This window comes from Leifsonia sp. P73 (assembly GCF_051059105.1).
In the GTDB taxonomy this organism is placed as follows: domain Bacteria; phylum Actinomycetota; class Actinomycetes; order Actinomycetales; family Microbacteriaceae; genus Leifsonia.
Window position 1 is genome coordinate 2629056 of sequence record NZ_CP194931.1, and the last position, 26445, is coordinate 2655500.

The 26445-nt window shown below is 67.1% G+C and carries 19 protein-coding genes, 3 rRNA genes and 1 pseudogene; 17 read left to right on the forward strand and 6 right to left on the reverse strand.

Going from position 1 to position 26445, the window contains the following annotated elements:
* Positions 1–80 precede the first annotated feature (80 nt).
* Positions 81–1208: a bifunctional 2-methylcitrate synthase/citrate synthase gene (locus tag ACQ86L_RS13615; RefSeq protein WP_434315884.1), complete on the forward strand. Its 1128-nt coding sequence runs from the start codon at positions 81–83 to the stop codon at positions 1206–1208.
* Positions 1209–1301: 93 nt separating this feature from the next.
* Here the strand turns inward: ACQ86L_RS13615 and ACQ86L_RS13620 are convergent, their stop codons facing one another.
* A complete protein-coding gene (locus ACQ86L_RS13620; RefSeq protein ID WP_434315885.1) occupies positions 1302–2507 on the reverse strand; it encodes an acetyl-CoA C-acetyltransferase in 1206 nt (401 codons plus the stop codon).
* A gap of 130 nt (positions 2508–2637) precedes the next feature.
* On the opposite strand from ACQ86L_RS13620, the gene ACQ86L_RS13625 reads away from it, so the two are divergent.
* A complete protein-coding gene (locus ACQ86L_RS13625; protein WP_434315886.1) occupies positions 2638–3390 on the forward strand; it encodes a JAB domain-containing protein in 753 nt (250 codons plus the stop codon).
* Here the strand turns inward: ACQ86L_RS13625 and aspS are convergent.
* Positions 3314–4642 (reverse strand): aspartate--tRNA(Asn) ligase, encoded by a 1329-nt coding sequence (gene aspS / locus ACQ86L_RS13630; protein ID WP_345838615.1) that lies wholly within the window; start codon positions 4640–4642, stop codon positions 3314–3316. The two genes, ACQ86L_RS13625 and aspS, sit on opposite strands and share 77 nt — an antisense overlap.
* 106 nt (positions 4643–4748) lie before the next feature.
* On the opposite strand from aspS, the gene ACQ86L_RS13635 reads away from it, so the two are divergent.
* The 8 genes from ACQ86L_RS13635 to rrf all read left to right on the forward strand — a co-directional run bounded on the left by ACQ86L_RS13635 (position 4749) and on the right by rrf (position 15497).
* The gene (locus ACQ86L_RS13635) at positions 4749–5456 is read left to right on the forward strand and encodes a histidine phosphatase family protein (RefSeq protein WP_434315887.1); all 708 of its coding nucleotides are present in this window, start codon (positions 4749–4751) and stop codon (positions 5454–5456) included.
* A complete protein-coding gene (locus ACQ86L_RS13640) occupies positions 5453–6073 on the forward strand; it encodes a TlpA disulfide reductase family protein (RefSeq protein ID WP_434315888.1) in 621 nt (206 codons plus the stop codon). Before ACQ86L_RS13635 ends, ACQ86L_RS13640 begins: the two co-directional genes overlap by 4 nt.
* 2 nt (positions 6074–6075) lie before the next feature.
* The gene (locus ACQ86L_RS13645; protein ID WP_434318891.1) at positions 6076–6813 is read left to right on the forward strand and encodes a cytochrome c biogenesis CcdA family protein; all 738 of its coding nucleotides are present in this window, start codon (positions 6076–6078) and stop codon (positions 6811–6813) included.
* A complete protein-coding gene (gene resB, locus ACQ86L_RS13650; protein ID WP_434315889.1) occupies positions 6797–8422 on the forward strand; it encodes a cytochrome c biogenesis protein ResB in 1626 nt (541 codons plus the stop codon). Before ACQ86L_RS13645 ends, resB begins: the two co-directional genes overlap by 17 nt.
* 10 nt (positions 8423–8432) lie before the next feature.
* Positions 8433–9515 (forward strand): c-type cytochrome biogenesis protein CcsB, encoded by a 1083-nt coding sequence (ccsB, locus tag ACQ86L_RS13655; RefSeq protein WP_434315890.1) that lies wholly within the window; start codon positions 8433–8435, stop codon positions 9513–9515.
* A 670-nt stretch (positions 9516–10185) separates the two neighbouring features.
* Positions 10186–11709, forward strand: a 16S ribosomal RNA gene (locus tag ACQ86L_RS13660).
* Between the two features lie 425 nt (positions 11710–12134).
* Positions 12135–15248 (forward strand): 23S ribosomal RNA (locus ACQ86L_RS13665).
* 132 nt (positions 15249–15380) lie between these two features.
* Positions 15381–15497, forward strand: a 5S ribosomal RNA gene (rrf, locus tag ACQ86L_RS13670).
* Together the 16S, 23S and 5S rRNA genes form the textbook arrangement of a ribosomal RNA operon.
* A 238-nt stretch (positions 15498–15735) precedes the next feature.
* Here the strand turns inward: rrf and ACQ86L_RS13675 are convergent.
* Entirely contained in the window at positions 15736–16947 is a 1212-nt protein-coding gene (locus tag ACQ86L_RS13675) for a hypothetical protein (protein WP_434315891.1), read from the reverse strand.
* Between ACQ86L_RS13675 and ACQ86L_RS13680 the strand changes: the two genes are divergently transcribed.
* Both ACQ86L_RS13680 and ACQ86L_RS13685 read left to right on the forward strand, forming a co-directional pair.
* Positions 16906–17802 (forward strand): hypothetical protein, encoded by an 897-nt coding sequence (locus ACQ86L_RS13680; protein ID WP_434315892.1) that lies wholly within the window; start codon positions 16906–16908, stop codon positions 17800–17802. The two genes, ACQ86L_RS13675 and ACQ86L_RS13680, sit on opposite strands and share 42 nt — an antisense overlap.
* Positions 17777–18796, forward strand: coding sequence for an HAD-IIA family hydrolase (locus tag ACQ86L_RS13685; RefSeq protein ID WP_434315893.1), 1020 nt, complete (start codon positions 17777–17779; stop codon positions 18794–18796). Before ACQ86L_RS13680 ends, ACQ86L_RS13685 begins: the two co-directional genes overlap by 26 nt.
* Before the next feature lie 24 nt (positions 18797–18820).
* On the opposite strand, the gene ACQ86L_RS13690 is transcribed toward ACQ86L_RS13685, so the two are convergent.
* Positions 18821–19813 carry an o-succinylbenzoate synthase gene (locus ACQ86L_RS13690; protein WP_434315894.1) on the reverse strand — a complete coding sequence of 331 codons (993 nt, stop codon included), beginning with the start codon at positions 19811–19813 and terminating at the stop codon, positions 18821–18823.
* 57 nt (positions 19814–19870) lie between these two features.
* Here ACQ86L_RS13690 and ACQ86L_RS13695 point away from each other — a divergent pair, with 57 nt between their 5' ends.
* From ACQ86L_RS13695 to ACQ86L_RS13705, 3 genes are all read left to right on the forward strand, one after another.
* Positions 19871–20782 carry a 1,4-dihydroxy-2-naphthoyl-CoA synthase gene (locus ACQ86L_RS13695; RefSeq protein ID WP_434315895.1) on the forward strand — a complete coding sequence of 304 codons (912 nt, stop codon included), beginning with the start codon at positions 19871–19873 and terminating at the stop codon, positions 20780–20782.
* Positions 20783–20921: 139 nt separating this feature from the next.
* Positions 20922–22022 carry an AMP-binding protein gene (locus tag ACQ86L_RS13700; protein ID WP_434315896.1) on the forward strand — a complete coding sequence of 367 codons (1101 nt, stop codon included), beginning with the start codon at positions 20922–20924 and terminating at the stop codon, positions 22020–22022.
* A gap of 26 nt (positions 22023–22048) precedes the next feature.
* Positions 22049–23032 carry a 1,4-dihydroxy-2-naphthoate polyprenyltransferase gene (locus ACQ86L_RS13705; protein ID WP_434315897.1) on the forward strand — a complete coding sequence of 328 codons (984 nt, stop codon included), beginning with the start codon at positions 22049–22051 and terminating at the stop codon, positions 23030–23032.
* Here ACQ86L_RS13705 and ACQ86L_RS13710 read toward each other — a convergent pair.
* On the reverse strand, positions 23020–23316 hold the full coding sequence (locus ACQ86L_RS13710; RefSeq protein WP_434315898.1) for a DUF4229 domain-containing protein: 297 nt from the start codon (positions 23314–23316) through the stop codon (positions 23020–23022). The two genes, ACQ86L_RS13705 and ACQ86L_RS13710, sit on opposite strands and share 13 nt — an antisense overlap.
* A gap of 42 nt (positions 23317–23358) precedes the next feature.
* Between ACQ86L_RS13710 and ACQ86L_RS13715 the strand changes: the two genes are divergently transcribed.
* Both ACQ86L_RS13715 and menD read left to right on the forward strand, forming a co-directional pair.
* Complete coding sequence (locus ACQ86L_RS13715) at positions 23359–23712, forward strand: PLD nuclease N-terminal domain-containing protein (RefSeq protein ID WP_382457654.1); 354 nt, start codon at positions 23359–23361, stop codon at positions 23710–23712.
* Positions 23705–25479: pseudogene (gene menD, locus ACQ86L_RS13720) on the forward strand (2-succinyl-5-enolpyruvyl-6-hydroxy-3-cyclohexene-1-carboxylic-acid synthase). The gene ACQ86L_RS13715 and the pseudogene menD overlap by 8 nt, the downstream one beginning before the upstream one ends.
* A gap of 26 nt (positions 25480–25505) precedes the next feature.
* Here the strand turns inward: menD and ACQ86L_RS13725 are convergent.
* On the reverse strand, positions 25506–26438 hold the full coding sequence (locus ACQ86L_RS13725; protein ID WP_434315899.1) for a LysM domain-containing protein: 933 nt from the start codon (positions 26436–26438) through the stop codon (positions 25506–25508).
* Positions 26439–26445 lie beyond the last annotated feature (7 nt).

The following is a 26445-nucleotide window of genomic DNA, read 5'->3' on the forward strand; positions in this document are numbered from 1 at the left end:
CAACTTCGAAGTGCGCCGCTGAGCGCTGCTCACAGCCGCATCAGCACGAGTCACGACCACAGCAGCGAAGGAGCAGCACAATGACCGACCCCGAGATCCACAAGGGCCTCGCCGGCGTCGTCGTGGACACGACGACCATCTCGTCCGTCAACCCGCAGACCAACTCGCTGCTGTACCGCGGCTACCCCGTGCAGGAGCTGGCCGCGAACTGCTCGTTCGAGGAGGTCGCCTGGCTGCTGTGGAACGGCGAGCTGCCGACGCCGGAGGAGCTGGCCGGGTTCGTGAAGCTGGAGCGCGGCCTCCGCACCATGGACGACCGCACCCGCCGGGTGCTGGACGACATCCCCGTGTCGGCCCACCCGATGGACGCCCTGCGCACCGCGGTCAGCCAGCTCGGCGGCATGGACCCGACGCTGGAGCAGGAGAACGGCATCCTCGATCCGGAGCTCAACCACAGCCGCGCCGTCTACCTCTTCGCCCAGCTCCCGACGATCGTCGCGTACATCCAGCGCCGCCGTCGCGGGCTCGACCCGGTGGAGTCGCGGGACGACCTCGACTACGCGGAGAACTTCCTCTGGCTCACGTTCGGCGAGGTGCCGGACGAGGTGGTCGTGAACGCCTTCCGCGTCTCGCTGGTTCTCTACGCGGAGCACTCCTTCAACGCCTCCACGTTCACCGCGCGCGTCATCGCGTCCACCCTGTCGGACGTCTACTCGGCCGTCACCGGCGCGATCGGCGCCCTCAAGGGCCCGCTGCACGGCGGCGCGAACGAGGCCGTCATGCACGCCTTCGACGAGATCGGCAGCGCGGACCGGGCGGAGGCCTGGCTGGACGACGCCCTCGCCGAGAAGCGCAAGATCATGGGCTTCGGCCACCGCGTCTACAAGAACGGCGACTCACGCGTGCCGACCATGCGTGCGTCCCTGGTCGAGCTGGTCGACCACTACGACCGCCAGGACATGCTCGACCTCTACGACGCGCTCGAGAAGGCGATGGGCGACCGCAAGAACATCAAGCCGAACCTGGACTACCCGTCCGGCCCGGCGTACAACCTGATGGGCTTCGACACCGAGACCTTCACCCCGCTGTTCGCCGCGGCCCGCGTCACCGGCTGGACCGCCCACATCTTCGAGCAGTACGCTGCCAACTCCCTCATCCGCCCCCTCTCCCTCTACACCGGCCCCACCGAGCGCCACCTGCAGCGCTGACCGCAAACAACGGAGGAGACCCGCCCCACCATGGGCCGGATCTCCTCCGTCGACTGCTTATTCGGGGTCAGTCCACCCCGATCTCCTCCGTTATCAACGCCACAGCAGCAGCGCATCCCCCTGCCCGCCACCACCGCACAGCGCCACCGCCGCCCGCCCGGCCCCGCGCCGCGCAAGCTCATGCGCCGCATGCCCGGCCAGCCGCGCCCCCGACGCCCCGATGGGGTGCCCGAGCGCGATCGCACCGCCGTGGATGTTGACCTTCTCCGGGTCCACGTCGAGGTCGGCCGTCGACTGCAGCGCCACCGCGGCGAACGCCTCGTTGATCTCCACCAGGTCCAGCTCGTCCACACTCCACCCGGCCCGCTTCAGCGCGGCATTGATGGCGTTCGACGGCTGCGAGTGCAGCGAGTTGTCCGGCCCCGCGACCTGCCCGCTGGCCCCGACGACGGCGAGCCACTGCAGACCGAGCCGCTCGGCGTTCTCCCGTGACGTGAGGATGAGCGCCGCAGCGCCGTCGCTCAGCGGCGACGAGTTACCGGCCGTGAGCGTCCCGCCCTCCGCGAAGCTCGGACGCAGCTTGGCCAGCACCTCCACCGTCGAGTCCGGCCGCACCCCCTCATCGACCGCGACGACGATCGGGTCGCCCTTGCGCTGCGGGATGCTGACCGGCGCGATCTCCTCTGCGAACACCCCGGAGGCCGCAGCCGCGCCCGCGCGCTGGTGGGATGACGCCGCGAACGCGTCCTGCGCCTCCCGCGTCAGGCCGAGCTTCTCCGTGTAGCTCTCCGTCGAGGCGCCCATCGAGATCTTGTCGAACGCGTCGGTCAGCCCGTCGTAGGCGGCCGTGTCCAGCGCTTCGAGCGACCCGTAGGTCCAGCCCTTACGCGAGCCGGGCAGGATGTGCGGGGCGTTCGTCATGGACTCCTGGCCGCCCGCCGCGACCACGGTCGCCTCGCCGGCGCGGATGAGCCGCGCGGCGTCGATCACGGCCGCGAGCCCGGACAGGCACACCTTGTTGATGGTCGTCGCCGGGACGTCCCAGCCGATCCCGGCGGCGATGGCCGTCTGCCGGGCAGGGTTCTGTCCCGCGCCGGCCTGGAGCACCTGCCCGAAGATCACGGTGTCGATGTCGGACGCCTGGAGCCCGGACTGCTCGATCGCCTTCCGCAGCGCGACGGTGCCGAGCTGCACGGCGGTCTGGCTGGCGAGCGCGCCGGTCACCTTGCCGAGCGGCGTGCGCGCGGCGGACAGGATGACGACATCGTTCGGGCGGGGTTCGGGGAGGGTGCTGGTCATTGCGGGACGACTCCTTCGTCGGCTGATTCTCTCCACCCATTGTCATCCACAGGTGGAGGCCGCAGGCCAGTTCTCCACAGATTGAGACGATCGGCCACGAAGGACCCAATCCGGTTCCTAGCGTGGACGCATGTCCGAGTCGGAAGAAGCAGAGGAGTCACTTGCCCATGTACCGAATCACGACCGTCCACGGGAGCGGATGCGCCGGCTCGGCGTCGGTTCGCTCACCGACGACGAAGTCCTCGCCCTCGTCCTCGGCTCCGGTCAGATGGGGCGGAGCGTCCTGTCCCTCGCCCGCGCCATCCTGGCCCGTTGCGGCGGGTTCCCCGGGCTCGCGACGATGGACTTCGCCCGCCTGGAGACCCTGCCGGGCGTCGGCCCCGCGACAGCCGGCCGGCTCGTCGCCATCATCGAGATCTGGCGCAGGGCCGGGCGCTCATCCTCGTGGACGCGGCTGGTCGACCACGACGCCATCGCGGAGGTCGTCCGGCCCGAGCTGCTGCACCGTGACAGCGAGCGCTTCGTCGTGGTCGTCGCCGATCGTGCCGCCCGGCCCCTGGAGCTCGTGCTGGTGCGCGACGGCGGCGTCGACGAGCGGTCCATCCAGCCGGCCGACATCCTCCAGGCCGTGCTCACCCGCGGCGGACGGTCGTTCGCCGTCGCGCACAATCATCCGTCGGGACTGCTCGACCCGTCCGTGGCCGACACCGTCCTCACCCGCAGACTCGATCAGGCGGCGGCCACCATCGGGCTGCGCTTCCTCGGCCACATCCTGGTGGCCGGCGAACAGTGGACCGCGCTCTCTGCTACGGGGTCAGTCGCGTCGGTCCGCGGAAGAGATAGGTCGTCTCGCGCAGGTTGGCGAGGTGCAGCATCAGCATGAGCACGCGCGCAAGCCCCATCCCGAATCCGCCGTGCGGCGGGATTCCGTAGCGGAACGTCGCGAGCACGTCCTCCAGCTCCTCCACCGAGAGCCCCTTGTCGACGGCCTGCTCCTCGAGGATCTCGACGCGGTGCTCGCGCTGGGCGCCGGTGGAGATCTCGACGCCGTTGAAGATCAGGTCGTAGCTCTTGGTGATCGACGGGTCCTCGGGGTGACGCATGTGGTAGTACGGCCGGATGCTGGAGGCGTAGTCCGTCAGGAACACGAACTCGTGACCGTAGGTCTCCTTCACATACGCGGAGATGCGACGCTCGCCCTCCGGGTCCATGTCGTCGTCCGCGCGCGGCACCTCGTAGCCCTGCTCAGCGACGATGCGCTTGGCCTCGGCCAGCGGGATGCGCGGGAACGGAGTCGTCGGAACCGTGACCTCGACGCCGAACAGCGCCTCGATCTCCGCGCCGTGCTTCTCCTTGACCGCCGTGAAGCCGGCGACGAGGAGGTCCTCGTGCACCTTCATGACGTCCTCGTGGCTGTCGATCCAGCTCAGCTCGGTGTCGACGCTCGTGAACTCGGTCGCGTGCCGGCTGGTGAAGCTGGGGTCGGCGCGGAACGCCGGGCCGATCTCGAACACGCGGCCGAAGCCGGCGGCCTGCGCCATCTGCTTGAAGATCTGCGGGCTCTGAGCGAGGTACGCAGTCGTCTCGAAGTAGGGCAGCTCGAAGAGCTCGGCGCGCGACTCGGATGCCGACGCCATGAGCTTCGGGGTGTGGATCTCGATGAAGCCGTTGTCCACCCAGTACTGCCGCATCGCGTGCTCGAGCGTGGTCTGCACGCGGAAGATCAGGTTGTGCTTCGGCTCGCGGAGGTCGAGGAAGCGCCAGTCCATGCGCTTGTCGATGCCGCTGTCCGCAGCGATCGGCGTCTCCGGGATGGCGGCCGTCTCGACTTCGAGGGTGTTCAGCTTGATCTCGATGCCGCCGAGCTTGACCCGCTCGTCGTGCTTGAGCTCCCCGGTGGCGCGCACGAACGACCCCTGCGACAGACCCGAGATGGTCGTCGCGGGCTCGTCGGCGACCACGGCGCCGTCCTCGTCGACCGTGCGCGGATTGACGAGCTGGACAGCGCCCGACTCATCGCGCAGCACGACGAACTGCACCTTCTTCTGGTCGCGGACGGTCTCGACCCATCCGGCGACGCTCACGGGGCCGTCGGGCAGAGCGGCGAGGTCTTTGATCAAAACGCGTGCGGTCACGATCGACAAGCCTACCGCTCGCCAATACCGCCCGAGAGGGGAGGCCGGGTGCCCAGCGCTCCCACGCTCAGTGAATTCAAGGCAAGCCGCTCCGTAGACTGGTGCGGTGGTAGCAAGCCAGGTACATCTCGTCCGTCACGGAGAGGTGTTCAATCCCGACGGCATCCTGTACGGCAGGCTGCCCGGCTTCGGGCTGTCCAAACTCGGTCACCGGATGGCGCAGGCCGCCGCCGACGACCTGGCCGCCCGCTCCCGACCGGTGTCCCTGCTGCGCATGTCGCCGCTGCAGCGCACCCGCGAGTCGATGGCGCCGATCGCGGCGACCTTCGGCCTGGACCCCGAGGTGGACGAGCGGATCATCGAGCCCACAAACCACTTCGAGGGCACCAACATGCGCCGTGCCCTGAAGAACCCGGCCAACTGGCCCTTCATCGTCTACCCGCCCCGGCCGAGCTGGGGCGAGGCCTACACCAGCATCGAGAAGCGGATGAAGGAGGCCGTCGACGCCGCGTTCGAGTCGGTCGAGTCCGGCGACGTCGTCCTGGTCAGCCACCAGCTCCCGATCTGGGTCATGCACCTCTCGGCGGCGGGGGAGCGGTTCCCGCACGACCCGCGCAAGCGCCGCTGCGCGCTCTCCAGCATCACCACCTTCGAGCGGACGACCGAGCCGGCCCCCGCACCTCAGCCGCGTCCGGGCGAGGCGCAGCTCCCGGCCGATCCCGACGCCCCGCCCGTCGTCCGGGTGGTGGAGGTCAGCTATGTCGAGCCCGCCGGCAGCCTGATCAGCGCCGCGACCGATGTGGGGGCCGTGTGACCTCCGTCCGACTCTCCGCTCGGCGCCGCCTGGCGCTCCTTCTTCCCGCGGCCGCTGCGGCCACGGCCCTCCTGCTCTCCGGGTGCACGTCCAACGACGCCCTCGCCAACCAGTACCGTTCCGGCAACGGCCAGAACTACATCGCGGGCGACGGCAGCGTGAGCGAATACGCCGCGGCGAATCGCGGCGCCCCCGTCGCGTTCTCCGGCAAGCTCGCCGACGGCACCTCGGTGTCCTCGAAGGACTACGCCGGCAAGGTCCTCGTCGTGAACTTCTGGTACGCGGGCTGCCCGCCGTGCCGGGTGGAGGCGCCCGACCTCGAGTCGCTGTCGCAGAAGTACGCGGCGCAGGGCGTCAGCTTCCTCGGGGTCAACCTCTACGACTCCGCGAGCACCGCGGCCAGCTTCGAGCAGGACAAGGGAGTGACCTACCCCTCGGTCCTCGACCGCGACACCGGCTCCGTCCTGCTCGCCTTCAGCAAGACCGTCCCTCCCAAGGCCACGCCGACCACGATCGTGATCGACAAGCAGGGCCGCGTGGCCGCCCGCATCCTCGGCGCCATCCCGGACAAGAGCATCCTCGACTCGCTCATCTCCGACGCCATGGCCGGGAAGTGACCGTGAACGTCGGTCAGATCGTCTTCAGCGGCCAGCTCCTGCTCGCACTTCCCATCGCGCTCCTCGCGGGACTGGTCTCATTCGCCTCGCCGTGCGTTCTCCCGCTCGTGCCCGGCTATCTCGCGTATGTCGGCGGGATGAGCGACCCGGGCGCCAAGCGGGACCGCAGCCGCGTCCTGACCGGGGTCGCCCTGTTCGTCCTCGGCTTCGCCGTCGTCTTCATCGCCTACGGCGCCGCCTTCGGCGCGCTCGGCCTGTGGCTGGTCCGCTGGCAGGAGGTGGTCATCCGGGTGCTCGGCGTGCTCGTCATCCTGATGGGCCTCGTCTTCATCGGCCAGTTCTCGTTCCTTCAGCGCACCATCAAGCCGACCTGGCGTCCGGCGAGCGGCCTGATCGGGGCGCCGCTGCTCGGTGTCGTCTTCGGGCTGGGCTGGACGCCGTGCATCGGCCCGACCCTCGCGGCGATCAGCGCGCTGAGCGTCGGCAGCGGGTCCCCGTGGCGCGGAGCCCTGCTCGGGCTCTTCTATTGCATCGGCCTCGGCATCCCGTTCCTGCTGGTCGCCCTCGGCTTCGACTGGGTCGCGGGTTCCGTGGCCTTCCTCAAGCGACACATCCGGGTCATCAACATCATCGGCGGCGCACTCCTGGTCGTCATCGGCGTGATGATGGCCACCGGTCTCTGGACCGCCATGATGTCGCAGTTCCTGGGGGTGATCTCCGGCTTTGTCCCGGCCATCTGACCACATCGACGTCGCGCCTCCGCGCGAGGACCCGGACGTCGTCCAGCCCAAGCTCGGTCCGCTCGGCTGGCTCCGCTGGGCCTGGCGCCAGCTCACGAGCATGCGCACGGCGCTGTTCCTGCTGCTCCTCCTCGCCATCGCGGCCGTCCCCGGCTCGCTGTTCCCGCAGCGCGGCGCCGACCCGAACGGCGTCACCAAGTACTTCAGCGACAACCCGCAGCTCGCACCGGTGCTCGACAAGTTCCAGCTCTTCGACGTCTACACGTCGTTCTGGTTCTCGGCCATCTACCTGTTGCTGTTCGCATCGCTGATCGGCTGCATCATCCCGCGTACGGCGCACCACTTCCGCGCCCTGCGGGCCCGGCCGCCGAAGACTCCCGTCCGGCTCACCCGCATGTCGGCCTTCCAGGCGCGCATCCTGCCGGCCGAGCTCCGCGCGGACGCGCCGAACCCGATCGAGTCTGCGCGCCAGGTGCTCCGCCGCTCGCGCTACCGGGTGTCCCTCTACCAGGACGCCCGATCGACCTCGGTCTCCGCGGAGCGCGGCTACCTGCGCGAGACCGGAAACCTCGTCTTCCACATCGCTCTGCTCGGCGTGCTGGTCGCCGTCGGCATCGGGGGAGGCTTCGGCTACACCGGCCAGAAGGTCGTCGTCGTCGGCCAGAGCTTCGTCAACAGCCTGCCGTCGTACAACTCGTTCAACCCGGGGAGGTTCTTCTCCGACGGGTCGCTGGAGCCGTTCTCGATCCGGGTCAACAGCCTGGATGTCGCGTACGAGACGAAGAACCCGAACGCCAAAGGCACCCCGCTCGACTACACCGCGAAGGTGACCACGACGGGTCCGGGGGACACGTCGAGCGATTCGACGATCAAGGTCAACGAGCCGTTGGCGATCGGCGGCACGAACGTCTACCTGCTCGGCAACGGCTACGCGCCGACGATCACCGTCCGCGATCCGAAGGGCAAGGTGGTGTTCAACGACTCGGTGCCGTTCATCGCCGAGGACGCGCAGCTCACCTCACTCGGCTGGGTGAAGGTGCCGGACGGCCTCCGGGAGCAGGTCGGCATGATCGGCTTCTTCTATCCGACGGTCGGCAAGAGCGCGACGGCGGCCGGCGCGCTGACCTCGACGTTCCCCGGCTTGAACGATCCGGTCCTCAGCCTGAACGTCTACGCCGGCGACCTCGGCGTCGACAGCGGCGTCCCGCAATCGGTCTACAGCCTGAACACCGACAAGATGTCACAGCTCGCCGGGCCCGGCACGAAGACCAAGGCGCTGCAGTTGAAGCCGGGTCAGACCGTCGAGCTCCCGAGCGGGCTCGGCACGATCTCGATGGGCGACGTCAAACGCTACGCGTCGCTCGACGTGCACCACGACCCCGCCCAGGGCTGGGTGCTGCTCTTCGCGATCCTCATCCTCGGCGGCCTGCTGACGTCGCTCTTCGTGCCCCGACGTCGCATCTGGGTCAAGGCCGTCGAGAACCCCGACGGCTCCCTGACCTTGGAGTACGCTGGCCTCGCCCGTGGTGAGGACCCCAACCTCCTCGCGGCTGTGACCGCCGTCGCCGACGAGCACACCGCACTCCTCACCCGAACCCCGACGAATTAGGCTTGCACTCGTGACCGAAACCCTGTCCCAGTTGTCCACGGTCTTCATCTATGTGGCGATGGGGTTCTACGCGGCCGCGTTCATCGCGTTCGCGCTCGACCTCGCGCGCAGAGGAGCCAGAGCGACGGCCGAGGAGGCCGCGGTCGTCCCGAGCGCCGTCGCCCGGCGGGCGGAGGTCGCCCAACCGGTGGGAGCCACGGCCGCGCGGATGTCCGCGTCCGGCGGTGGGGCTGAGGCGCCTCCCGCGACGCCGCCGTCGTCCGCGCTCGGCCGGCTGTCCTCCCGGATCAGCACACGGCTCGAGGACGACGTGATGAACGGCGCCGCCTCGTCGGCGTCGATCAAGTGGGCGTTCGGCCTCACCATCGTGGGCTGGGGCTTCCACCTGATCGCCACGGTGCTCCGCGGCATCGCGGCCGACCGCGTGCCGTGGGCCAACATGTGGGAGTTCTCGATGACCGGCACCCTGGTCATCGTCGGCGTCTTCCTGGTCGCGAACCTCAAGTGGGACATCAAGTACCTCGGCACGTTCATCATCGGCCTGGTCCTGGTGCTGCAGGGGATCGCCCTGCTGCGGTACTACGTCCCGGTGGTCCCGCTGCAGCCGGCGCTGCAGTCGTACTGGCTGGTGATCCACATCATCGTGGCCGTGCTGGGCACGGCGTTCTTCGCACTCGGCTTCGCGCTCTCCGGTCTCCAGCTCCTGCAGTACCGGCGCGAACGCCAGGTCGAGGAGTCGCGCCCCCAGCAGTTCAAGTTCCTCGCGACCCTCCCCAGCGCGGTCGCTCTGGAGAACCTCGCGTACCGGATCAACATCGTCGGCTTCATCGCCTGGACCTTCACGCTGATCGCCGGAGCCATCTGGGCCGAGAAGGCGTGGGGTCGTTATTGGGGCTGGGACACCAAGGAAGTCTGGACGTTCATCATCTGGGTGATCTACGCCGGCTACATCCACGCGCGGGCGACGCGCGGCTGGCGCGGATCGCGCTCCGCGTGGCTCGCGATCATCGGCTTCGCCGCGGTGCTCTTCAACTTCGGCGTCGTCAACGTGTTCTTCCACGGACTGCACGCCTACTCGGGACTCGGATCCTGATCGGATTCCGCCCCTCCCGCCTGACGCGGTCGCCCCTCCGGGCGGCCGCGTTTTCGCGTCCCAGGGGGCGACTTCCGCGGAATCACGCGGATCTCGCCCTGCGACACGCCCGGGATGTCCGCGGAATTTGCGACGTCCCGGAGGCCTGCGTAAAGTACTTACTTGTCACCCCAAAGGTGCGGGAGAGCGGAAGAGCTCCCCGGCCTCAAGCGGGACCGAATCCTTAGCCTAGCGGCAAATCTCAACTTGAAAGAGTTGCTTTGCTGCGCTTAGGATTAACACCCCACTCACTGAGCAGGTCTAACCGGTTCGGGTCGTGCAAATCGGATGTATCCCACGATGGATGAACGAAAGAGCGCGAAACGGCCAACTTGACAAACTGACTGAGAGTGGTAAGGTAGAGAAGTTGCCTCACAGAGAAGCCCGAGAGGGTTGAAGGTGAGAGCGTCCGATCCTTGAGAACTCAACAGCGTGCACAATGTCAAATGCCAAAAACCTCGGCATTGACCCGAAGACCTCGGTCTGAAAGTCGATGCAAGAGATTCCTTTGGATTAGAAACAGAATGTCAGTAGATATTCGAAACTAGTCAAGACAAACTCGCAGGAGACGAGATATTCCTCTCCGATCCTGCACTATGTTTCCAGTCGCTTGCGACTTGGAGCTGAACATTTTACGGAGAGTTTGATCCTGGCTCAGGACGAACGCTGGCGGCGTGCTTAACACATGCAAGTCGAACGATGAACCTGGAGCTTGCTCTAGGGAATTAGTGGCGAACGGGTGAGTAACACGTGAGTAACCTGCCCTTGACTCTGGGATAACCTCCGGAAACGGAAGCTAATACCGGATATGACGCACGGAGGCATCTCCTGTGCGTGGAAAGAATTTCGGTCAAGGATGGACTCGCGGCCTATCAGGTAGTTGGTGAGGTAACGGCCCACCAAGCCTACGACGGGTAGCCGGCCTGAGAGGGTGACCGGCCACACTGGGACTGAGACACGGCCCAGACTCCTACGGGAGGCAGCAGTGGGGAATATTGCACAATGGGCGCAAGCCTGATGCAGCAACGCCGCGTGAGGGACGACGGCCTTCGGGTTGTAAACCTCTTTTAGTAGGGAAGAAGCGAAAGTGACGGTACCTGCAGAAAAAGCACCGGCTAACTACGTGCCAGCAGCCGCGGTAATACGTAGGGTGCGAGCGTTGTCCGGAATTATTGGGCGTAAAGAGCTCGTAGGCGGTCTGTCGCGTCTGCTGTGAAAACCCGAGGCTCAACCTCGGGCCTGCAGTGGGTACGGGCAGACTAGAGTGCGGTAGGGGAGAATGGAATTCCTGGTGTAGCGGTGGAATGCGCAGATATCAGGAGGAACACCGATGGCGAAGGCAGTTCTCTGGGCCGTAACTGACGCTGAGGAGCGAAAGCGTGGGGAGCGAACAGGATTAGATACCCTGGTAGTCCACGCCGTAAACGTTGGGCGCTAGATGTGGGGACCATTCCACGGTTTCCGTGTCGCAGCTAACGCATTAAGCGCCCCGCCTGGGGAGTACGGCCGCAAGGCTAAAACTCAAAGGAATTGACGGGGGCCCGCACAAGCGGCGGAGCATGCGGATTAATTCGATGCAACGCGAAGAACCTTACCAAGGCTTGACATATACGAGAACGGGCCAGAAATGGTCAACTCTTTGGACACTCGTAAACAGGTGGTGCATGGTTGTCGTCAGCTCGTGTCGTGAGATGTTGGGTTAAGTCCCGCAACGAGCGCAACCCTCGTTCTATGTTGCCAGCGCGTAATGGCGGGAACTCATAGGAGACTGCCGGGGTCAACTCGGAGGAAGGTGGGGATGACGTCAAATCATCATGCCCCTTATGTCTTGGGCTTCACGCATGCTACAATGGCCGGTACAAAGGGCTGCAATACCGTAAGGTGGAGCGAATCCCAAAAAGCCGGTCTCAGTTCGGATTGAGGTCTGCAACTCGACCTCATGAAGTCGGAGTCGCTAGTAATCGCAGATCAGCAACGCTGCGGTGAATACGTTCCCGGGCCTTGTACACACCGCCCGTCAAGTCATGAAAGTCGGTAACACCCGAAGCCAGTGGCCCAACCCTTGTGGAGGGAGCTGTCGAAGGTGGGATCGGTGATTAGGACTAAGTCGTAACAAGGTAGCCGTACCGGAAGGTGCGGCTGGATCACCTCCTTTCTAAGGAGCATCTGGCACCCTCGGGTGTCCAGGCGCCGGATCTGAGCGAACGTCTCAGCCGGTTAGCTCATGGGTGGAACATTGACATTGGTGCGGAGCCGAACGGCTCGAACTCAGTACATCTCTTGCAGATAGGAACGGTTCGGACCCGGAAGCCCCGCACATGCACGCTGTTGGGTCCTGAGGGACCGGACCTCATCCAGTCGGATGAGAACCGAATCCTCTGGACCTTTTCTAGTCGGCCATAACTCGGCCGGCGGAGAAGGTACCGCCCGTACTTTGAGAACTACACAGTGGACGCGAGCATCTTAGATTCGAACCTTCGGGTTCGGATCACAAAGATGATCACAGTACTTATGTACTGATAGATCATTGGTCAATCTGCTCATCTTCGGATGAGTCGATCGATTCTAAAACTCATGTGATTTCAAATTTCTAAGAGCAAACGGTGGATGCCTTGGCATCTGGAGCCGAAGAAGGACGTAGTAATCTGCGATAAGCCTCGGGGAGCTGATAAACGAGCTTTGATCCGAGGATCTCCGAATGGGGAAACCCCGCTGGGCCCGTAAGGTGACCCAGTGACTCCCGCCTGAATATATAGGGCGGGTAGAGGGAACGTGGGGAAGTGAAACATCTCAGTACCCACAGGAAGAGAAAGCAAAAGCGATTCCGTTAGTAGTGGCGAGCGAAACCGGAAGAGGCTAAACCGATCATGTGTGATAGCCGGCAGGCGTTGCATGGTCGGGGTTGCGGGACTTTTCAGCAGCTTCTGCCGAACTGCAAGCGTTACAAAGGATCATAGGCGAACGGCATTGAAAGGCCGGTCATAGAGGGTGCCAACCCCGTAGCCGAAATGGTCCAATGGCGCGAAGAGTATCCCAAGTAGCACGGGGCCCGAGAAATCCCGTGTGAATCTGTCAGGACCACCTGATAAGCCTAAATACTCCCAGATGACCGATAGCGGACAAGTACCGTGAGGGAAAGGTGAAAAGTACCCCGGGAGGGGAGTGAAATAGTACCTGAAACCGTTTGCTTACAAACCGTTGGAGCCTCCTTGTAGGGGTGACAGCGTGCCTTTTGAAGAATGAGCCTGCGAGTTAGCGATATGTGGCGAGGTTAACCCGTGAGGGGTAGCCGTAGCGAAAGCGAGTCTGAATAGGGCGATTCAGTCGCATGTCCTAGACCCGAAGCGAAGTGATCTATCCATGGCCAGGTTGAAGCGACGGTAAGACGTCGTGGAGGACCGAACCCACTTAGGTTGAAAACTGAGGGGATGAGCTGTGGATAGGGGTGAAAGGCCAATCAAACTTCGTGATAGCTGGTTCTCTCCGAAATGCATTTAGGTGCAGCGTTGCGTGTTTCTTGCCGGAGGTAGAGCTACTGGATGGCCGATGGGCCCCAAAAGGTTACTGACGTCAGCCAAACTCCGAATGCCGGTAAGTGAGAGCGCAGCAGTGAGACGGTGGGGGATAAGCTTCATCGTCGAGAGGGAAACAACCCAGACCACCAACTAAGGTCCCTAAGCGCGTGCTAAGTGGGAAAGGATGTGGAGTTGCACAGACAACCAGGAGGTTGGCTTAGAAGCAGCCACCCTTGAAAGAGTGCGTAATAGCTCACTGGTCAAGTGATTCCGCGCCGACAATGTAACGGGGCTCAAGCACGCCACCGAAGTTGTGGCATTGACATTATTGGTAGGCCTTCGTGGTCCAGCCGTGTTGATGGGTAGGAGAGCGTCGTGTGGCGAGTGAAGCGGCGGTGTAAACCAGCCGTGGACGCCACACGAGTGAGAATGCAGGCATGAGTAGCGAAAGACGGGTGAGAAACCCGTCCTCCGAAAGACCAAGGGTTCCAGGGCCAGGCTAATCCGCCCTGGGTAAGTCGGGACCTAAGGCGAGGCCGACAGGCGTAGTCGATGGACAACGGGTTGATATTCCCGTACCGGCGAAGAACCGCCCAAGCTAATCCAGTGGTGCTAAGAGTCCTAATCCTGGACACTGATCCCTTCGGGGTGACGGTCCGGGCCTAACGCTCGACCCCATGCTGGTGCGGCTAGCGTATTAACAGGTGTGACGCAGGAAGGTAGCCCAGCCGGGCGATGGTTGTCCCGGTGTAAGTGTGTAAGCCGAGAGATAGGCAAATCCGTCTCTCACATAGGCCCAGGCACGATGCGTAGTCTTCATTGACGAAATGGGTGATCCTATGCTGCCGAGAAAAGCATCGACGCGAGGTTCCAGCCGCCCGTACCCCAAACCGACTCAGGTGGTCAGGTAGAGAATACTAAGGAGATCGAGAGAATCGTGGTTAAGGAACTCGGCAAAATGCCCCCGTAACTTCGGGAGAAGGGGGCCTGAGGCGTGAACGGACTTGCTCCGGGAGCGTTTGAAGGCCGCAGAGACCAGTGGGAAGCGACTGTTTACTAAAAACACAGGTCCGTGCCAAGTCGCAAGACGATGTATACGGACTGACGCCTGCCCGGTGCTGGAAGGTTAAAGAGGAAGGGTTAGCTTCGGCGAAGCTCAGAATTTAAGCCCCAGTAAACGGCGGTGGTAACTATAACCATCCTAAGGTAGCGAAATTCCTTGTCGGGTAAGTTCCGACCTGCACGAATGGCGTAACGACTTCCCAGCTGTCTCAACCGCGAACTCGGCGAAATTGCACTACGAGTAAAGATGCTCGTTACGCGCAGCAGGACGGAAAGACCCCGTGACCTTTACTACAGCTTGGTATTGGTGTTCGGAGTGGCTTGTGTAGGATAGGTGGGAGACTTTGAAGCGGACACGCCAGTGTTCGTGGAGTCAATGTTGAAATACCACTCTGGTCACTTTGGATATCTAACTTAGAACCGTAATCCGGTTCAGGGACAGTGCCTGGTGGGTAGTTTAACTGGGGCGGTTGCCTCCCAAAAAGTAACGGAGGCGCCCAAAGGTTCCCTCAACCTGGTTGGCAATCAGGTGTCGAGTGTAAGTGCACAAGGGAGCTTGACTGTGAGACTGACAAGTCGAGCAGGGACGAAAGTCGGGACTAGTGATCCGGCAGTGGCTTGTGGAAGCGCTGTCGCTCAACGGATAAAAGGTACCTCGGGGATAACAGGCTGATCTTGCCCAAGAGTCCATATCGACGGCATGGTTTGGCACCTCGATGTCGGCTCGTCGCATCCTGGGGCTGGAGTAGGTCCCAAGGGTTGGGCTGTTCGCCCATTAAAGCGGTACGCGAGCTGGGTTTAGAACGTCGTGAGACAGTTCGGTCCCTATCCGCTGCGCGCGTAGGAAATTTGAGAGGATCTGACCCTAGTACGAGAGGACCGGGTTGGACGAACCTCTGGTGTGCCAGTTGTTCCGCCAGGAGCACCGCTGGTTAGCTACGTTCGGGATGGATAACCGCTGAAAGCATCTAAGCGGGAAGCCGGCCTCAAGATGAGATTTCCATGCCTTCGGGCGAGAGGCTCCCAGCTAGACTACTGGGTTGATAGGCCGGATGTGGAAGTGGGGACTAAAGACCCATGGAGCTGACCGGTACTAATAAGCCGATAATTTGATAATCACTACTCTCATGCCGTTGTAAGGCGGGTATGATGGGCTGAGATTGCCCGCGTCCACTATGTGGTTCTCGATGTACGGTCGAGAACTGATTCAAGCGAAGCTTGATCGTTCACTTTGATACATCAATAGTGTTTCGGCGGCCATAGCGAGAGGGAAACGCCCGGTTACATTCCGAACCCGGAAGCTAAGACTCTCTGCGCCGATGGTACTGCAGGGGGGACCCTGTGGGAGAGTAGGACACCGCCGGACTTCTTTGTGAGATGGCCACCCAGTGATGGGTGGCCATTTCGCGTTAACGGCACAATTTCGCGCGAGCGGTGCTCAGCGCGATCCACGCACATAGGCTGGGCGGAAACCCCGGCACCCGACAGGAGAAGTCGTGAGCGATACACCGGCAGACGACGACAGGACGTCCGCCTCGGGCGGCAACGACCGCGGTCGAGGCTCCGGTCGCCCACGCTCTGGCGACAGCCGGAACAGCGACCGCTCAGGCGACGCCCCGCGACGCGACTCCGGTCAGGGCTATGGACGCTCCCGGGACGGCGATGGCGCGCATCGAAAGGGCGGCTCCGGCGGTTCCTCCCGCTCCGGCGGCGAGAGCCGGCCGCGAGACGGTCAGTGGAGTCGTGACGGTCAGCGCGGCGGGGCTCAGCGCAATGATGCGCAGGGCCGCGACGGATACGGCCGTGGCGGGCAGAGTCGTGATGGCTATGGCCGCGACGGCCAGAGTCGTGACGGTCAGTATCGCGACGGTCAGCGCCGTGACGGCCAGAACCGCGACGGTCAGCGCCGTGAGGGCCAGTGGAGTGGCGGCAGCCAGGGCCGTGGTGGTCAGAACCGCGATGGACAACGTCGCGAGGGCCAGTGGAATGGTGGCAGCCAGAGCCGGGATGCTCAGCGTGGCGGCGGCCAGTGGAACCGCGATGGACAGCGTCGCGACGGCCAGGGCCAGGGTGGCGGCCAGTGGAACCGGGACGGCCAGGGCCGCGGTGGACAGCGTCGCGACGGCCAGTCCGGTGGCGGTCAGTGGAATCGCGACGGTCAGAATCGCGACGGTCAGGGCCGCGACGGGCAGCGCCGCGAGGGCCAGTGGAATCGCGACGGTCAGCGTCGTGACGGTGGCAGCGGTGGTCAGTGGAACCGTGACGAGCGGAGCCGCGGACCTCAGGGCAGTGGCAGCCACGGCCGCGACGGCCAGGGTCGCGAGGGCCAGTGGAACCGTGATGGACAGCGCCGCGACGGGCAGCAGGCTCGCGGTGGACAGAGGGGCGGTTCCTGGGACGCGACGCGTTCGCGCGACGGGTCCGGATCCCGTGGTTTCGCCGGTGGCCGCGACGGCGCCGGCTCGCGTGGCGGTCAGGGCTCGCACGGAGGCCGTCCGGCCGGCGTCGGTGGCTCGAAGGGCTACGGCCGTTCCGACGACAAGCTGTGGACGAGGGACGGCCGTCCCGCGCGCGGTGATCGCGACGCTCGGGACCACGAGTACGAGCTCAGCGCCGAAGAGGCGATGGCTCGTGAGCTCCGTTCGGTACGTCCACGGCATGACGACCCCGACGTCCCCGCGGATGTCGAGGCGCGCGACCTGCCGAAGGAAGCCCGCGTCGAGCTCAAGACGCTCAGCAAGGACAACGCCGACTGGGTCGCGCAGCACCTGGTCATGGCCGGACGCCTGATCGACGAGGACCCCGAACTCGCGCACCGTCATGCTCTGTCGGCCGCGCGACGCGCGGGACGCATCGGTGTCGTGCGCGAGACGCTCGCCATCACCGCATACGCGAGCGGCGACTTCGCGCTCGCGCTGCGGGAGCTCCGCACCTACCGGCGGATCACCGGCTCCAACGACCAGATCGCATTGATGGTGGACAGCGAGCGCGGGGTCGGCCGACCCGACCGGGCGCTCGAACTGGGACGGTCGATCGACCGCAGCGCGCTGCCGGCCGACGTCCAGGTCGCGCTGGCGATCGCCATGTCCGGCGCCCGGCTGGACTTGGGACAGGAGGAGGCCGCGCTGGCCGAGCTGGAGATCCCGCAGCTCGACCCGAACCGTGCCTTCAGCTGGAGTCCGGACCTCTTCCATGCCTATGCCGAGGTGCTCGAAGCGCTCGGCCGCGACGCCGACTCCGTGTCGTGGCGCGAGCGCGCCGAACGCGCCGAGCTCGCGCTGGAGGAGGCGCACGCCGACGCCGAACTCGAAACGGTCCACGTGATCGAGGAGGAGTTCGAGCTGGCCGTGGTGATGGATGACGTCGAGTCGCTGGACGGCGATGAGGCGGAAGGCGAGTTCGCAGACGAGGCCGTGAGCGACGAGCTTGCGGGCGACGAGGACGCGAACGACCAGGCCGCCGTCGGCGAGAACACGGACGCCGACTTCGCCGATGAGATTTCGGTTGACGAGAGCGCCAGCGGCATGGGAGCGGTCGGCGATGCGGTAACAGATGATGCTGCTGCCGGCGAGGTTGTGGCTGACGAGACTGCCGACGCGACCGACGCCGCCCCCACAGACGAGACCACGGAGGACGAGCCGCACGATGGCACTGTTTCGACGGACGAGTGACGCTGTGACGCCGTTGGCCGGTGTCGACCTGGTGCTGGCCGACCTCGATGGGGTCGTCTACACGGGGCCGAACGCCATCCCGCACGCCGTCGACAGCCTGAACGGCGTGGCCGAAACCGTCAAGGTCGGTTACATCACCAACAATGCCTCCCGGACCGATGCGTCCGTGGCGGCGCACCTGCGCGAGCTGGGGCTGCACGTCGAGCCGCGCGATGTGGTCACCTCGCCTCAGGCCGCCGTCCGGCTGCTGAGTCAGCACGTGCCGGCCGGCTCCACGATCCTCGTCGTCGGCGGGGACGGACTGGTGGACGAAGTCCAGAAGGGCGGGTTCTCCGTCACGCGTTCGGCCGACGACGACCCCGCCGCGGTCATCCAGGGCTTCTCGCCCGATATCGGGTGGGCGCAGCTCGCGGAGGCGTCGTTCGCGCTGCAGGGCCGCAGCGACAGCGAGCGTCCGTGGATCGCGACGAACACGGACTGGACGATCCCGGTCGAGCGCGGCATCGCGCCGGGCAACGGGACGCTGGTCTCCGCCGTCCACACCGCTGCCGGCCGGCTCCCGCTCGTCGCGGGAAAACCGGAGGTCGCGATCTTCGAGGAGGCCGTCGCGCGGTTCCAGGCGACGAAGCCGTTGTTCATCGGCGACCGGCTCGACACGGACATCCTCGGCGCGAACCGTGCGGGGATCGACTCGGTGCTCGTGCTCACCGGGATCGACCGCGCCAAGCAGCTCCTCGCTGCCGACGCCGACTCGCGGCCGACCTACATCCTGGGCGATCTGCGCGGGCTGGATGAGCCGTATCCGGAGGCGAAGACCGCGAGGAACGGCGCGGTCACGGTCGGGAAGTCGACCGTCGTCGTCGAGGGCAACGATGTCCGTATCGTGAGCGAGGGCGACGACGAGCTCGACCTGCTGCGGGCGGCGTGCCGGGCGATCTGGGATTCGGGGCGTGCGATCTACGGCCTCGAAGTGCCGGAGCGGCTGTACGGCTGACGCTCGCGGCGCCTCGGCGCGCCGTCAGAGCGCGGCGGCGTGCTCCACGATCCGGTAACACCGGCGCACGCGGTCGAGCCACCACTCGCGGCGGTCGTCCGGCGCGGCGAGGCGGTCGAGCTGCGCCGTCGACACCCGCGGGCGGATGACGGGGATCGCGCCGTCCACCGGGACGAGCGGCGACTCGGCGACGTCGTGCTCGAACATCGCGACGGTGCCGAGGCCGCAGTCGAACTGGAGGTCGGGTACAGCGGCGGCGAGGTGCGCACCCATCGCGATGCCGACCGAGGTGTCCAGCGCGCTGGAGACGACGACCGGGAGGCCGGCCTCCGCCACGATCCGCAGCGCCGAGTGGATGCCGCCGAGCGGCTGGGCCTTGATGACGAGCAGGTCCGCGGCGCCGGCACGCGCGACCTCCAGCGGGTCGCTCGCCTTGCGCACGCTCTCGTCGGCGGCGATCGGGATGTCCATGTAGCGCGTTCGCCGGCGGATCTCGGCCAGCTCCTCCACGGTGGCGCAGGGCTGCTCGACGTACTCGAGGTCGAACGGGGCGAGCGCGTGGATGGCGTGCTCGGCCTCGTCCACATTCCAGAGGGCGTTCGCGTCGACGCGGACGCGGCCCTCCGGACCGAGGTGCTCGCGGACCGCGCGGACGCGGGCGACGTCGTCGGCCAGCGTCTGGCCGGGTTCGGCGACCTTCACCTTGGCGGTGCGGGCACCCGGGTACCTGTCGAGGACGGCGGGCACGTCGGCCGCCGCGACGGCCGGGACCGTGGCGTTGACCGGGATCATGTCGCGCAGACTCGCCGGGGCGCTGCGCCAGCCGAAGTCGATCGCGGCGTGCAGCCAGGCGGCGGACTCCTGGTCGTCGTACTCGATGAAGGGGGAGAACTCGGTCCAGCCCTCCGGGCCCTCGAAGAGGACGGCCTCCCGGACGGTGATGCCGCGGAACCGCGAGCGCATCGGGAGCCGGACGACGCGCGCTGTCCCTAACAGGTCGGCGAGTTCGGGCAGCATTCCACCAGTTTGGCACGCGACCCGAATTCGTATTGCGCTCGACCGTAGGCTTGTGGCATGTCTTCGGCAGTATCAGACCTCTTCGACCCCGCGGTGTGGACGGACGTCCCCGGTTTCGGGGAGCTCACCGACATCACGTACCACCACGACGTGAGCGGGCGCATCGCGCGGATCGCGTTCGACCGGCCGGAGGTGCGCAACGCCTTCCGCCCGCACACCGTCGACGAACTGTACGCAGCGCTGGACGACGCCCGCACCAACCCGAAGATCGGCGTCGTGCTGCTGACGGGCAACGGGCCGAGCCCGAAGGACGGCGGCTGGGCGTTCTGCTCCGGAGGCGACCAGCGCATCCGGGGCCGGGACGGGTACAAGTACGCCGAGGGTGAGACGGCGTCCGGCATCGACGCCGCGCGCAGCGGCCGGCTGCACATCCTCGAGGTGCAGCGGCTGATCCGCTTCATGCCCAAGGTCGTCATCGCGGTCGTTCCGGGGTGGGCGGCGGGCGGCGGCCATTCGCTGCACGTGGTGTGCGATCTCTCCATCGCGAGCGCGGAGCACGGCAGGTTCAAGCAGACCGACGCCGATGTGGGGTCGTTCGACGCCGGGTACGGGAGCGCCTACTTCGCGCGGCAGGTCGGGCAGAAGTTCGGGCGCGAGGTGTTCTTCCTGGCCCGCGAGTACTCGGCGCAGCGCGCCTACGAGATGGGGGCGGTGAACGCGGTCGTCCCGCACGCCGAGCTGGAGGCGACGGCGGTCGACTGGGCGCAGGAGATCCTGACGAAGTCGCCCACGGCGATCCGGATGCTCAAGTTCGCCTTCAACGCGGTGGACGACGGGATGGTCGGGCAGCAGGTGTTCGCGGGCGAGGCGACACGGCTGGCGTACGGGACCGACGAGGCGGTGGAGGGGCGCGACGCGTTCCTGGAGAAGCGGGAGCCGGACTGGTCGCCGTTCCCGTGGCAGTACTGAGCGGGTGCGTGATCGGAGGGTGTGGATGGGTTCAGTGGTGAGGACGAGGTGACGCGACCGTATCGGGTGGTGGACGCCCGCCGGACGGGGAGGTCTTCGCGGCGTTGAGGGAGGCGCTCTCGGAAGGGGAGCGGCGGTCGTGCCGCGGAACGTCGGTGCGGACGGTGCACGGTCCCACGACGCGGAACGCGCGGACGGCGCGTGGCCCAGCGCCACGGACCAGGCCCCGCAGAACGTCGCGCTCGTCATCGAGACGTCCGGCTCGACCGGGGTGCCGAAGCGGGTCGCCCTCTCCGTCGACGCGCTGCTGGCCAGTGCGGCGGCCTCCGCCGGCGCGATGGGAGGTCAAGGGCAGTGGTTGCTCGCCCTCCCGGCGCACTACGTGGCAGGAGCGCAGGTGCTGGTCCGCTCGCTCGCGGCCGGGACGGAGCCCATCGTCTATGGCGAGGGTCACTTCGATCCGCTGCGGTTCGCGGGGCTGGCCGGCGAGCTGACCCATGACCTCCGCTACACGTCGCTCGTCCCGGTTCAGCTCGCGCGGCTCGTCGAGTCGGCCGAAGGGGGAGCGCGCGAGGTCGCGTCCGCGTTGCGCAGGTTCGATGGCATCCTCGTCGGTGGGCAGGCGCTCGATCACGGGCTGCGCGAGCGCGCCGAGGCGCTGGGAGCGCGGGTCCTCGCGACCTACGGGTCGAGCGAGACCGCCGGCGGGTGCGTCTATGACGGGGTTCCGATCGGGCCCACCGTGGTCCGGGAGGTGGACGGCCTGCTCGAAATCAGTGGGCCGACGCTCGCGGAGGGCTACCTCGGCGATCCCGAGCGGACGGCGGCGGCCTTCCACGAGGAGGACGGTGTCCGGTGGTATCGCACGGGTGACCTCGGGGAGGTGCGCGACGGGCGCGTGAACGTGCACGGGAGGTCGGACAACGTCATCATCTCGGGTGGCGAGAAGGTGCTGCTGGACACCGTCGAGCGGCTCGTCCGCTCGTGGGACGGGCTCGGGGACGCGATCGTCGTCGCAGCGGAGGACGCGCGGTGGGGACAGGTCCCGGTCGTCGTCACGACAGGCGACGCCGAGCTCGCCGGACTCCGGCGCCTGGTTGGGGCGCAGCTCGGACGGGCGGCGGCGCCCGCCCGCATCGTCACGGTCGGCGCGCTCCCGCACCTCAGCAGCGGCAAGCCGGACCGGGTCGAGGCCGCGCGGCTCGCGCGTGGCGACTCCAGTGAACGGCCTGAGGCATAGCCGTTGTTGTTACGATTCGCACTGTGATGAGCCAGAACAACCCTCGAATGCAGCGGATGGTGCCGCCCCCGGCGCGCGGACCTCGGGGCGGGAGGAGCGGGCGCCCGGGCGCCAAGGCTTCCGCCGTGCGTCCGGCCACGGCATCCGACTGGATCGCCGGCGCGCGGCTGCGGACGCTCCCGCTCGCCGTGGCTCCCGTGCTCATCGGTGTCGGCGCGGCGAAGGTCATCGAGGGCGCGGGCATCTGGCACCCGATCCGCTCGCTGCTCTGCCTGGCGGTCGCCGTGCTGCTCCAGATCGGCGTCAACTACGCCAACGACTACTCCGACGGCATCCGCGGCACCGACCAGTACCGTGTCGGGCCGGGCCGTCTCACCGGTTCGGGCAAGGCCGCGCCCAAGAAGGTGCTCACGGTCGCCCTCACCTTCTTCGGCCTCGCGGCGATCGCGGGGCTCATCCTCGTCCTGCTCACGCAGCTCTGGTGGGTGCTCATTGTCGGGGCCGCGGCGATCGCGGCGGCCTGGTTCTACACCGGGGGCAAGCGTCCCTATGGCTACTACGGCCTCGGCGAGGTGTTCGTCTTCGTCTTCTTCGGGCTGGTCGCCACGGCGGGGACGACCTACATGCTGGCCAAGGCGGTCAACCAGGAAGCCTGGCTCGGCGGCGTGATCGCGGGGCTCATCGCCTGCGCGGTGCTCATGGTCAACAACATCCGCGACATCGAGCCCGACCGGCTCGCCAAGAAGCGCACGCTCGCCGTCCTACTCGGCAGCATGGCCTCCCGGATCGTGTTCTGCGTGTTCCTGCTCGTGCCGTTCGGCATCCTCGCGGTGCTGGCGCTGTTCTACCCGTTCGCGTGGTTCGGGATGTTCGCGCTGCTCGCCGCGCTGCCGGCGTGCGTCATCACGTTGTTCGGGAAGTCGCCGCGGGAGCTCATCACGGCGCTGCAGCTCACCAGCCTCACCGGGCTGCTCGTGGCGCTCGCGCTCGGCGCGGCCTACGCCTTCTGACCTGGCGCGTTCCGACCCTCCGCCTGCGCGGCGTCGATCGCCTCGTCCTCGGCGTCGTCCGCTGACGGGGCCGGCTTGTCGCGGTGGCGCGCCGCGTACAGGTCGGACGCGACCGCGTGGCGCTGCTTGGCAAGCAGGATGTACGAGAGGCACAGGCCGATGAGGGCGGCGGCGATGACGGACGCGTACCAGACGATTCCGAGCAGAAGCAGGATCACGAGCGGCACCGCGAACAGCACGAGGCGCAGCACGGTGTAGGTCAACCAGGAGGGAATCCGCTTCACCCTCCCAGCTTAGGCAGGCTCGCTGAGAGTTACGATGTAGGCATGGTTCGCCTCTGGATAGTCCTCGGCGTCGCAGCCGCGGTTTTCTACATCTATTCGGTGGCAGACTGCGCTCTCTTCGATCGTTCCAGGGTGCGTGGCCTACCCAAGCCCGTGTGGGTGCTCGTCATCGTCCTGTTCCCGATCATCGGCGGGATCCTCTGGTTCCTGATCGGCCGCGGCCGACGACGCGCGGATGTCGGCAGGAGGATCAGCGCCCCGGACGACGACCCCGCCTTCCTCGGCAAGCTCCGGATCGACCACGACCAGGAGGAGCGCATCCGCCGGCTCGAGAAGGAGCTGGCCGACCTCGACGACAACGGTCCAGACGACCAGACCGGCCGACGGGATGGGTGACCCGCGGGTCTCGGAAGAGCCCGCGGAGGTCGAGCAGACCGGGAACCCGGCGACCGACTACGCTCTCGCGCTCCTCGCCGGCTTCGTGGAGGCCGGGGTCGCCGACATCGTCGTGAGCCCGGGATCGCGCTCGCAGGCGCTCGCGCTCGCCGCGGCCGAGCTCGAACGCGCGGGGGCCGCGCGGCTGCACGTGCGGATCGACGAGCGCGTCGGCGGCTTCCTCGCGCTCGGGCTGACCCGGGAGACCGGCGCGCCGACCGTGATCGTGACGACGAGCGGCACGGCGACGGCGAACCTCCATCCGGCCGTGCTGGAGGCTCACGAGGCGGGCATCCCGATGATCGTCGTCACCGCCGACCGGCCGAGCGAGCTGCGCGGCATCCGCTCGAACCAGACCACGCGGCAGGACGGCCTCTACGGGACCGTCGTGCGCGCCAGCCATGACGTCACGGCGCCCGTGGGCGCGGAAGGGGAGCCCGAGGAGGCGCGAGCGCTCGCGCGTTCCGCCGTCGAGGAGGCTGTGGGTGCGGCGACTGCGGACCCCGGGCCGGTGCACCTCAATGTCGGATTCCGTGAGCCGCTGTCGGTCGCGGTCCCGCCCGTGCGAGGAATCGCTCGGGGCGACCTGCCCGCGACCGACGGACCTGCGGCGCTCGGCCGTGAGGTCGTGGAGTTGCCGGAAGGTCCGCTCACGGTCGTCGTCGCGGGAGCGGACGCCGGAGACGCGGCCGCGGAGCTCGCGCGCACGGGCGGCTACCCGTTGCTCGCGGAGGTGTCGAGCGGCGCCCGTTTCGGGCCGGAGCTGGTGGTCGCCTACCGCGAGCTGCTGCGGGACGAGTCCTACGGCGGCAGGGTGCAACGGGCCGTCGTGTTCGGGCATCCCACGCTCAGCCGGGAGGTCCCGGCCCTGCTCCTGCGCGACGACGTCGAGGTGCTGGTCGTCGCGCCGACCGGTCGCGAGGCCTACAACCCGGGCCGGCGCGCACGGGTCGTCGGCGGTGTCGGCGCGCCTGCCGGGGTCGACCTCCGCAGCCCGGAGGTGCGGTCCTGGGTCGGCAGCTGGGTCTTCGCGAGCCGGCGCCTGACCGAGGAGGCCGAGCGTGCGGCGGACCCCGCGGCATCCGCCCCCGACGTCGAGAAGGCGCGATCGTACGAGCCGGCCGACGCGCTCGCGTTCGCCCGTGCCGAGCTGGCCGCCGTTCGCGCTCCGATCACCCGGCCGATGCTGGCGGAAGCGCTCTGGCGCTACACCTGGCCGCACGACCGGCTCGTGCTGGGAGCGTCCCGCCTCATCCGCGACGCCGACCGGCTGGTGCCGGGGAAGAAGATCGTGGTGCACTCCAACCGCGGGCTCGCGGGCATCGACGGGACGATCGCGACGGCCACGGGAATCGCGCTGGCCGCCGAGGCGCGGGCGGCGGAGGCCGGCGCTGCTGCGGGGGTGACTCGGGTGCTGCTCGGCGACCTCGCCCTGCTGCACGATGTGGGCGCGTTGCTCGGCGGGGCGGGGAGGCGCGTCCGCACCTGCAGGTCGTGGTCGGCAACGACGGCGGTGGGACGATCTTCGACGGGCTGGAGGTCGCGGCGACCGCGCCGGCCGAGGCGTTCGACCGGGTGCTGTACACGCCGCAGGCGGTCGACCTGTCGGCGCTCGCGCGCGCGTACGGGTGGGAGTACGGCGTTGCGCGCACCAAGGGCGAGCTCGACCAGGCGCTGTCGGCGCCGCCTGCCGGGGCGAGCATTCTCGAGGTGCCGCTGCCGCGCTGAGCGGTCCCGGCCGCCGAGGCCGGACGCTACAGGCTGTCCGGGTCCAGATTCAGCGCCGTCGACGCGAGCAGGTACTGGTTGCCGCCGTCGCCGGGCAGGTCCGGGTTGAGCCAGAGGAGCCATTCCACCGGGATCCCGAACCGGTCCGCGACGGCCGTCGTCGTGTCGCCCTGGGCGACCTCGTAGCGTCGGGGGGCGCCGCTCGCCGTTGTCGCCGTCACCGCGCCGGCCGCGTTGGTCCGGGCTCCGGAGTCGACCGGGTGCACGTTCGACGGGCGGACCGGCACCGACCAGCGGACCGTGTCCACCGCGAGCACCTTGTCGGGGCCGAGCTCCTGCGGGACGCCGTCGAACGAGGTCGCGGAGGAGTAGGTCACGAGCGTGCCGAGGTACGACGGCTGGCCGGCTCCGGCCAGCAGCGCCGTGGACGCCGGGGCGGCAGCGGATGTGGGGCCGCCGAGCCGGTGGTCCCCGATGCCGTGGTAGGTCAGGCCGTCGCCGACGCGTGGCGCGATGTCGATGAACGTGACCGACACCGGGACCGGGACCGTGGAGGTGAAGTTCGAGAACTGCGCCGAGTAGGTGTTGTCCCCGTTCGAGACCACCCGGTAGTGGAAGTGGATGCTGCCCTTGGGCGACGCGACGTTCGCCTCCGCGACCACGGTGCCGGCCGGGACCGGCGTCAGGGTCGGCGGGGGCACCGGCGTCGGGGTGGGCGTCGAGGTGGGGGTCGGCGTCGCCGCGCCGTAGCTGCGGTTCTCCGCCATCGCCGCCGTGGTGGGTTTCGGCGTCCGCGAGTGCGTGGGCGCGGCGCCCGGCTTGCCTCCGCCCGCGAACAGCGCGCAGCCCGCCAGCACCGAGACGACGGTGACGGCGGTGACCGCGACGGCCGCCGTTCGTCGAGCGCGTGCGCGAGCGGCTTTCGACGCAGTGAGACCCCGGAATATTCGATTCAGCACGATTTCC

Excerpts from the sequence above, each read along its gene's own strand:
- ACQ86L_RS13615 (WP_434315884.1), top strand. The coding sequence starts at position 81 with ATGACCGACCCCGAGATCCACAAGGGCCTCGCCGGCGTCGTCGTGGAC.
- ACQ86L_RS13620 (WP_434315885.1), bottom strand. The coding sequence starts at position 2,507 with ATGACCAGCACCCTCCCCGAACCCCGCCCGAACGATGTCGTCATCCTG.
- ACQ86L_RS13625 (WP_434315886.1), top strand. The coding sequence starts at position 2,638 with ATGTCCGAGTCGGAAGAAGCAGAGGAGTCACTTGCCCATGTACCGAAT.
- ACQ86L_RS13680 (WP_434315892.1), top strand. The coding sequence starts at position 16,906 with ATGGCCGGACGCCTGATCGACGAGGACCCCGAACTCGCGCACCGTCAT.
- ACQ86L_RS13685 (WP_434315893.1), top strand. The coding sequence starts at position 17,777 with ATGGCACTGTTTCGACGGACGAGTGACGCTGTGACGCCGTTGGCCGGT.
- ACQ86L_RS13690 (WP_434315894.1), bottom strand. The coding sequence starts at position 19,813 with ATGCTGCCCGAACTCGCCGACCTGTTAGGGACAGCGCGCGTCGTCCGG.
- ACQ86L_RS13695 (WP_434315895.1), top strand. The coding sequence starts at position 19,871 with ATGTCTTCGGCAGTATCAGACCTCTTCGACCCCGCGGTGTGGACGGAC.
- ACQ86L_RS13705 (WP_434315897.1), top strand. The coding sequence starts at position 22,049 with ATGAGCCAGAACAACCCTCGAATGCAGCGGATGGTGCCGCCCCCGGCG.
- ACQ86L_RS13715 (WP_382457654.1), top strand. The coding sequence starts at position 23,359 with ATGGTTCGCCTCTGGATAGTCCTCGGCGTCGCAGCCGCGGTTTTCTAC.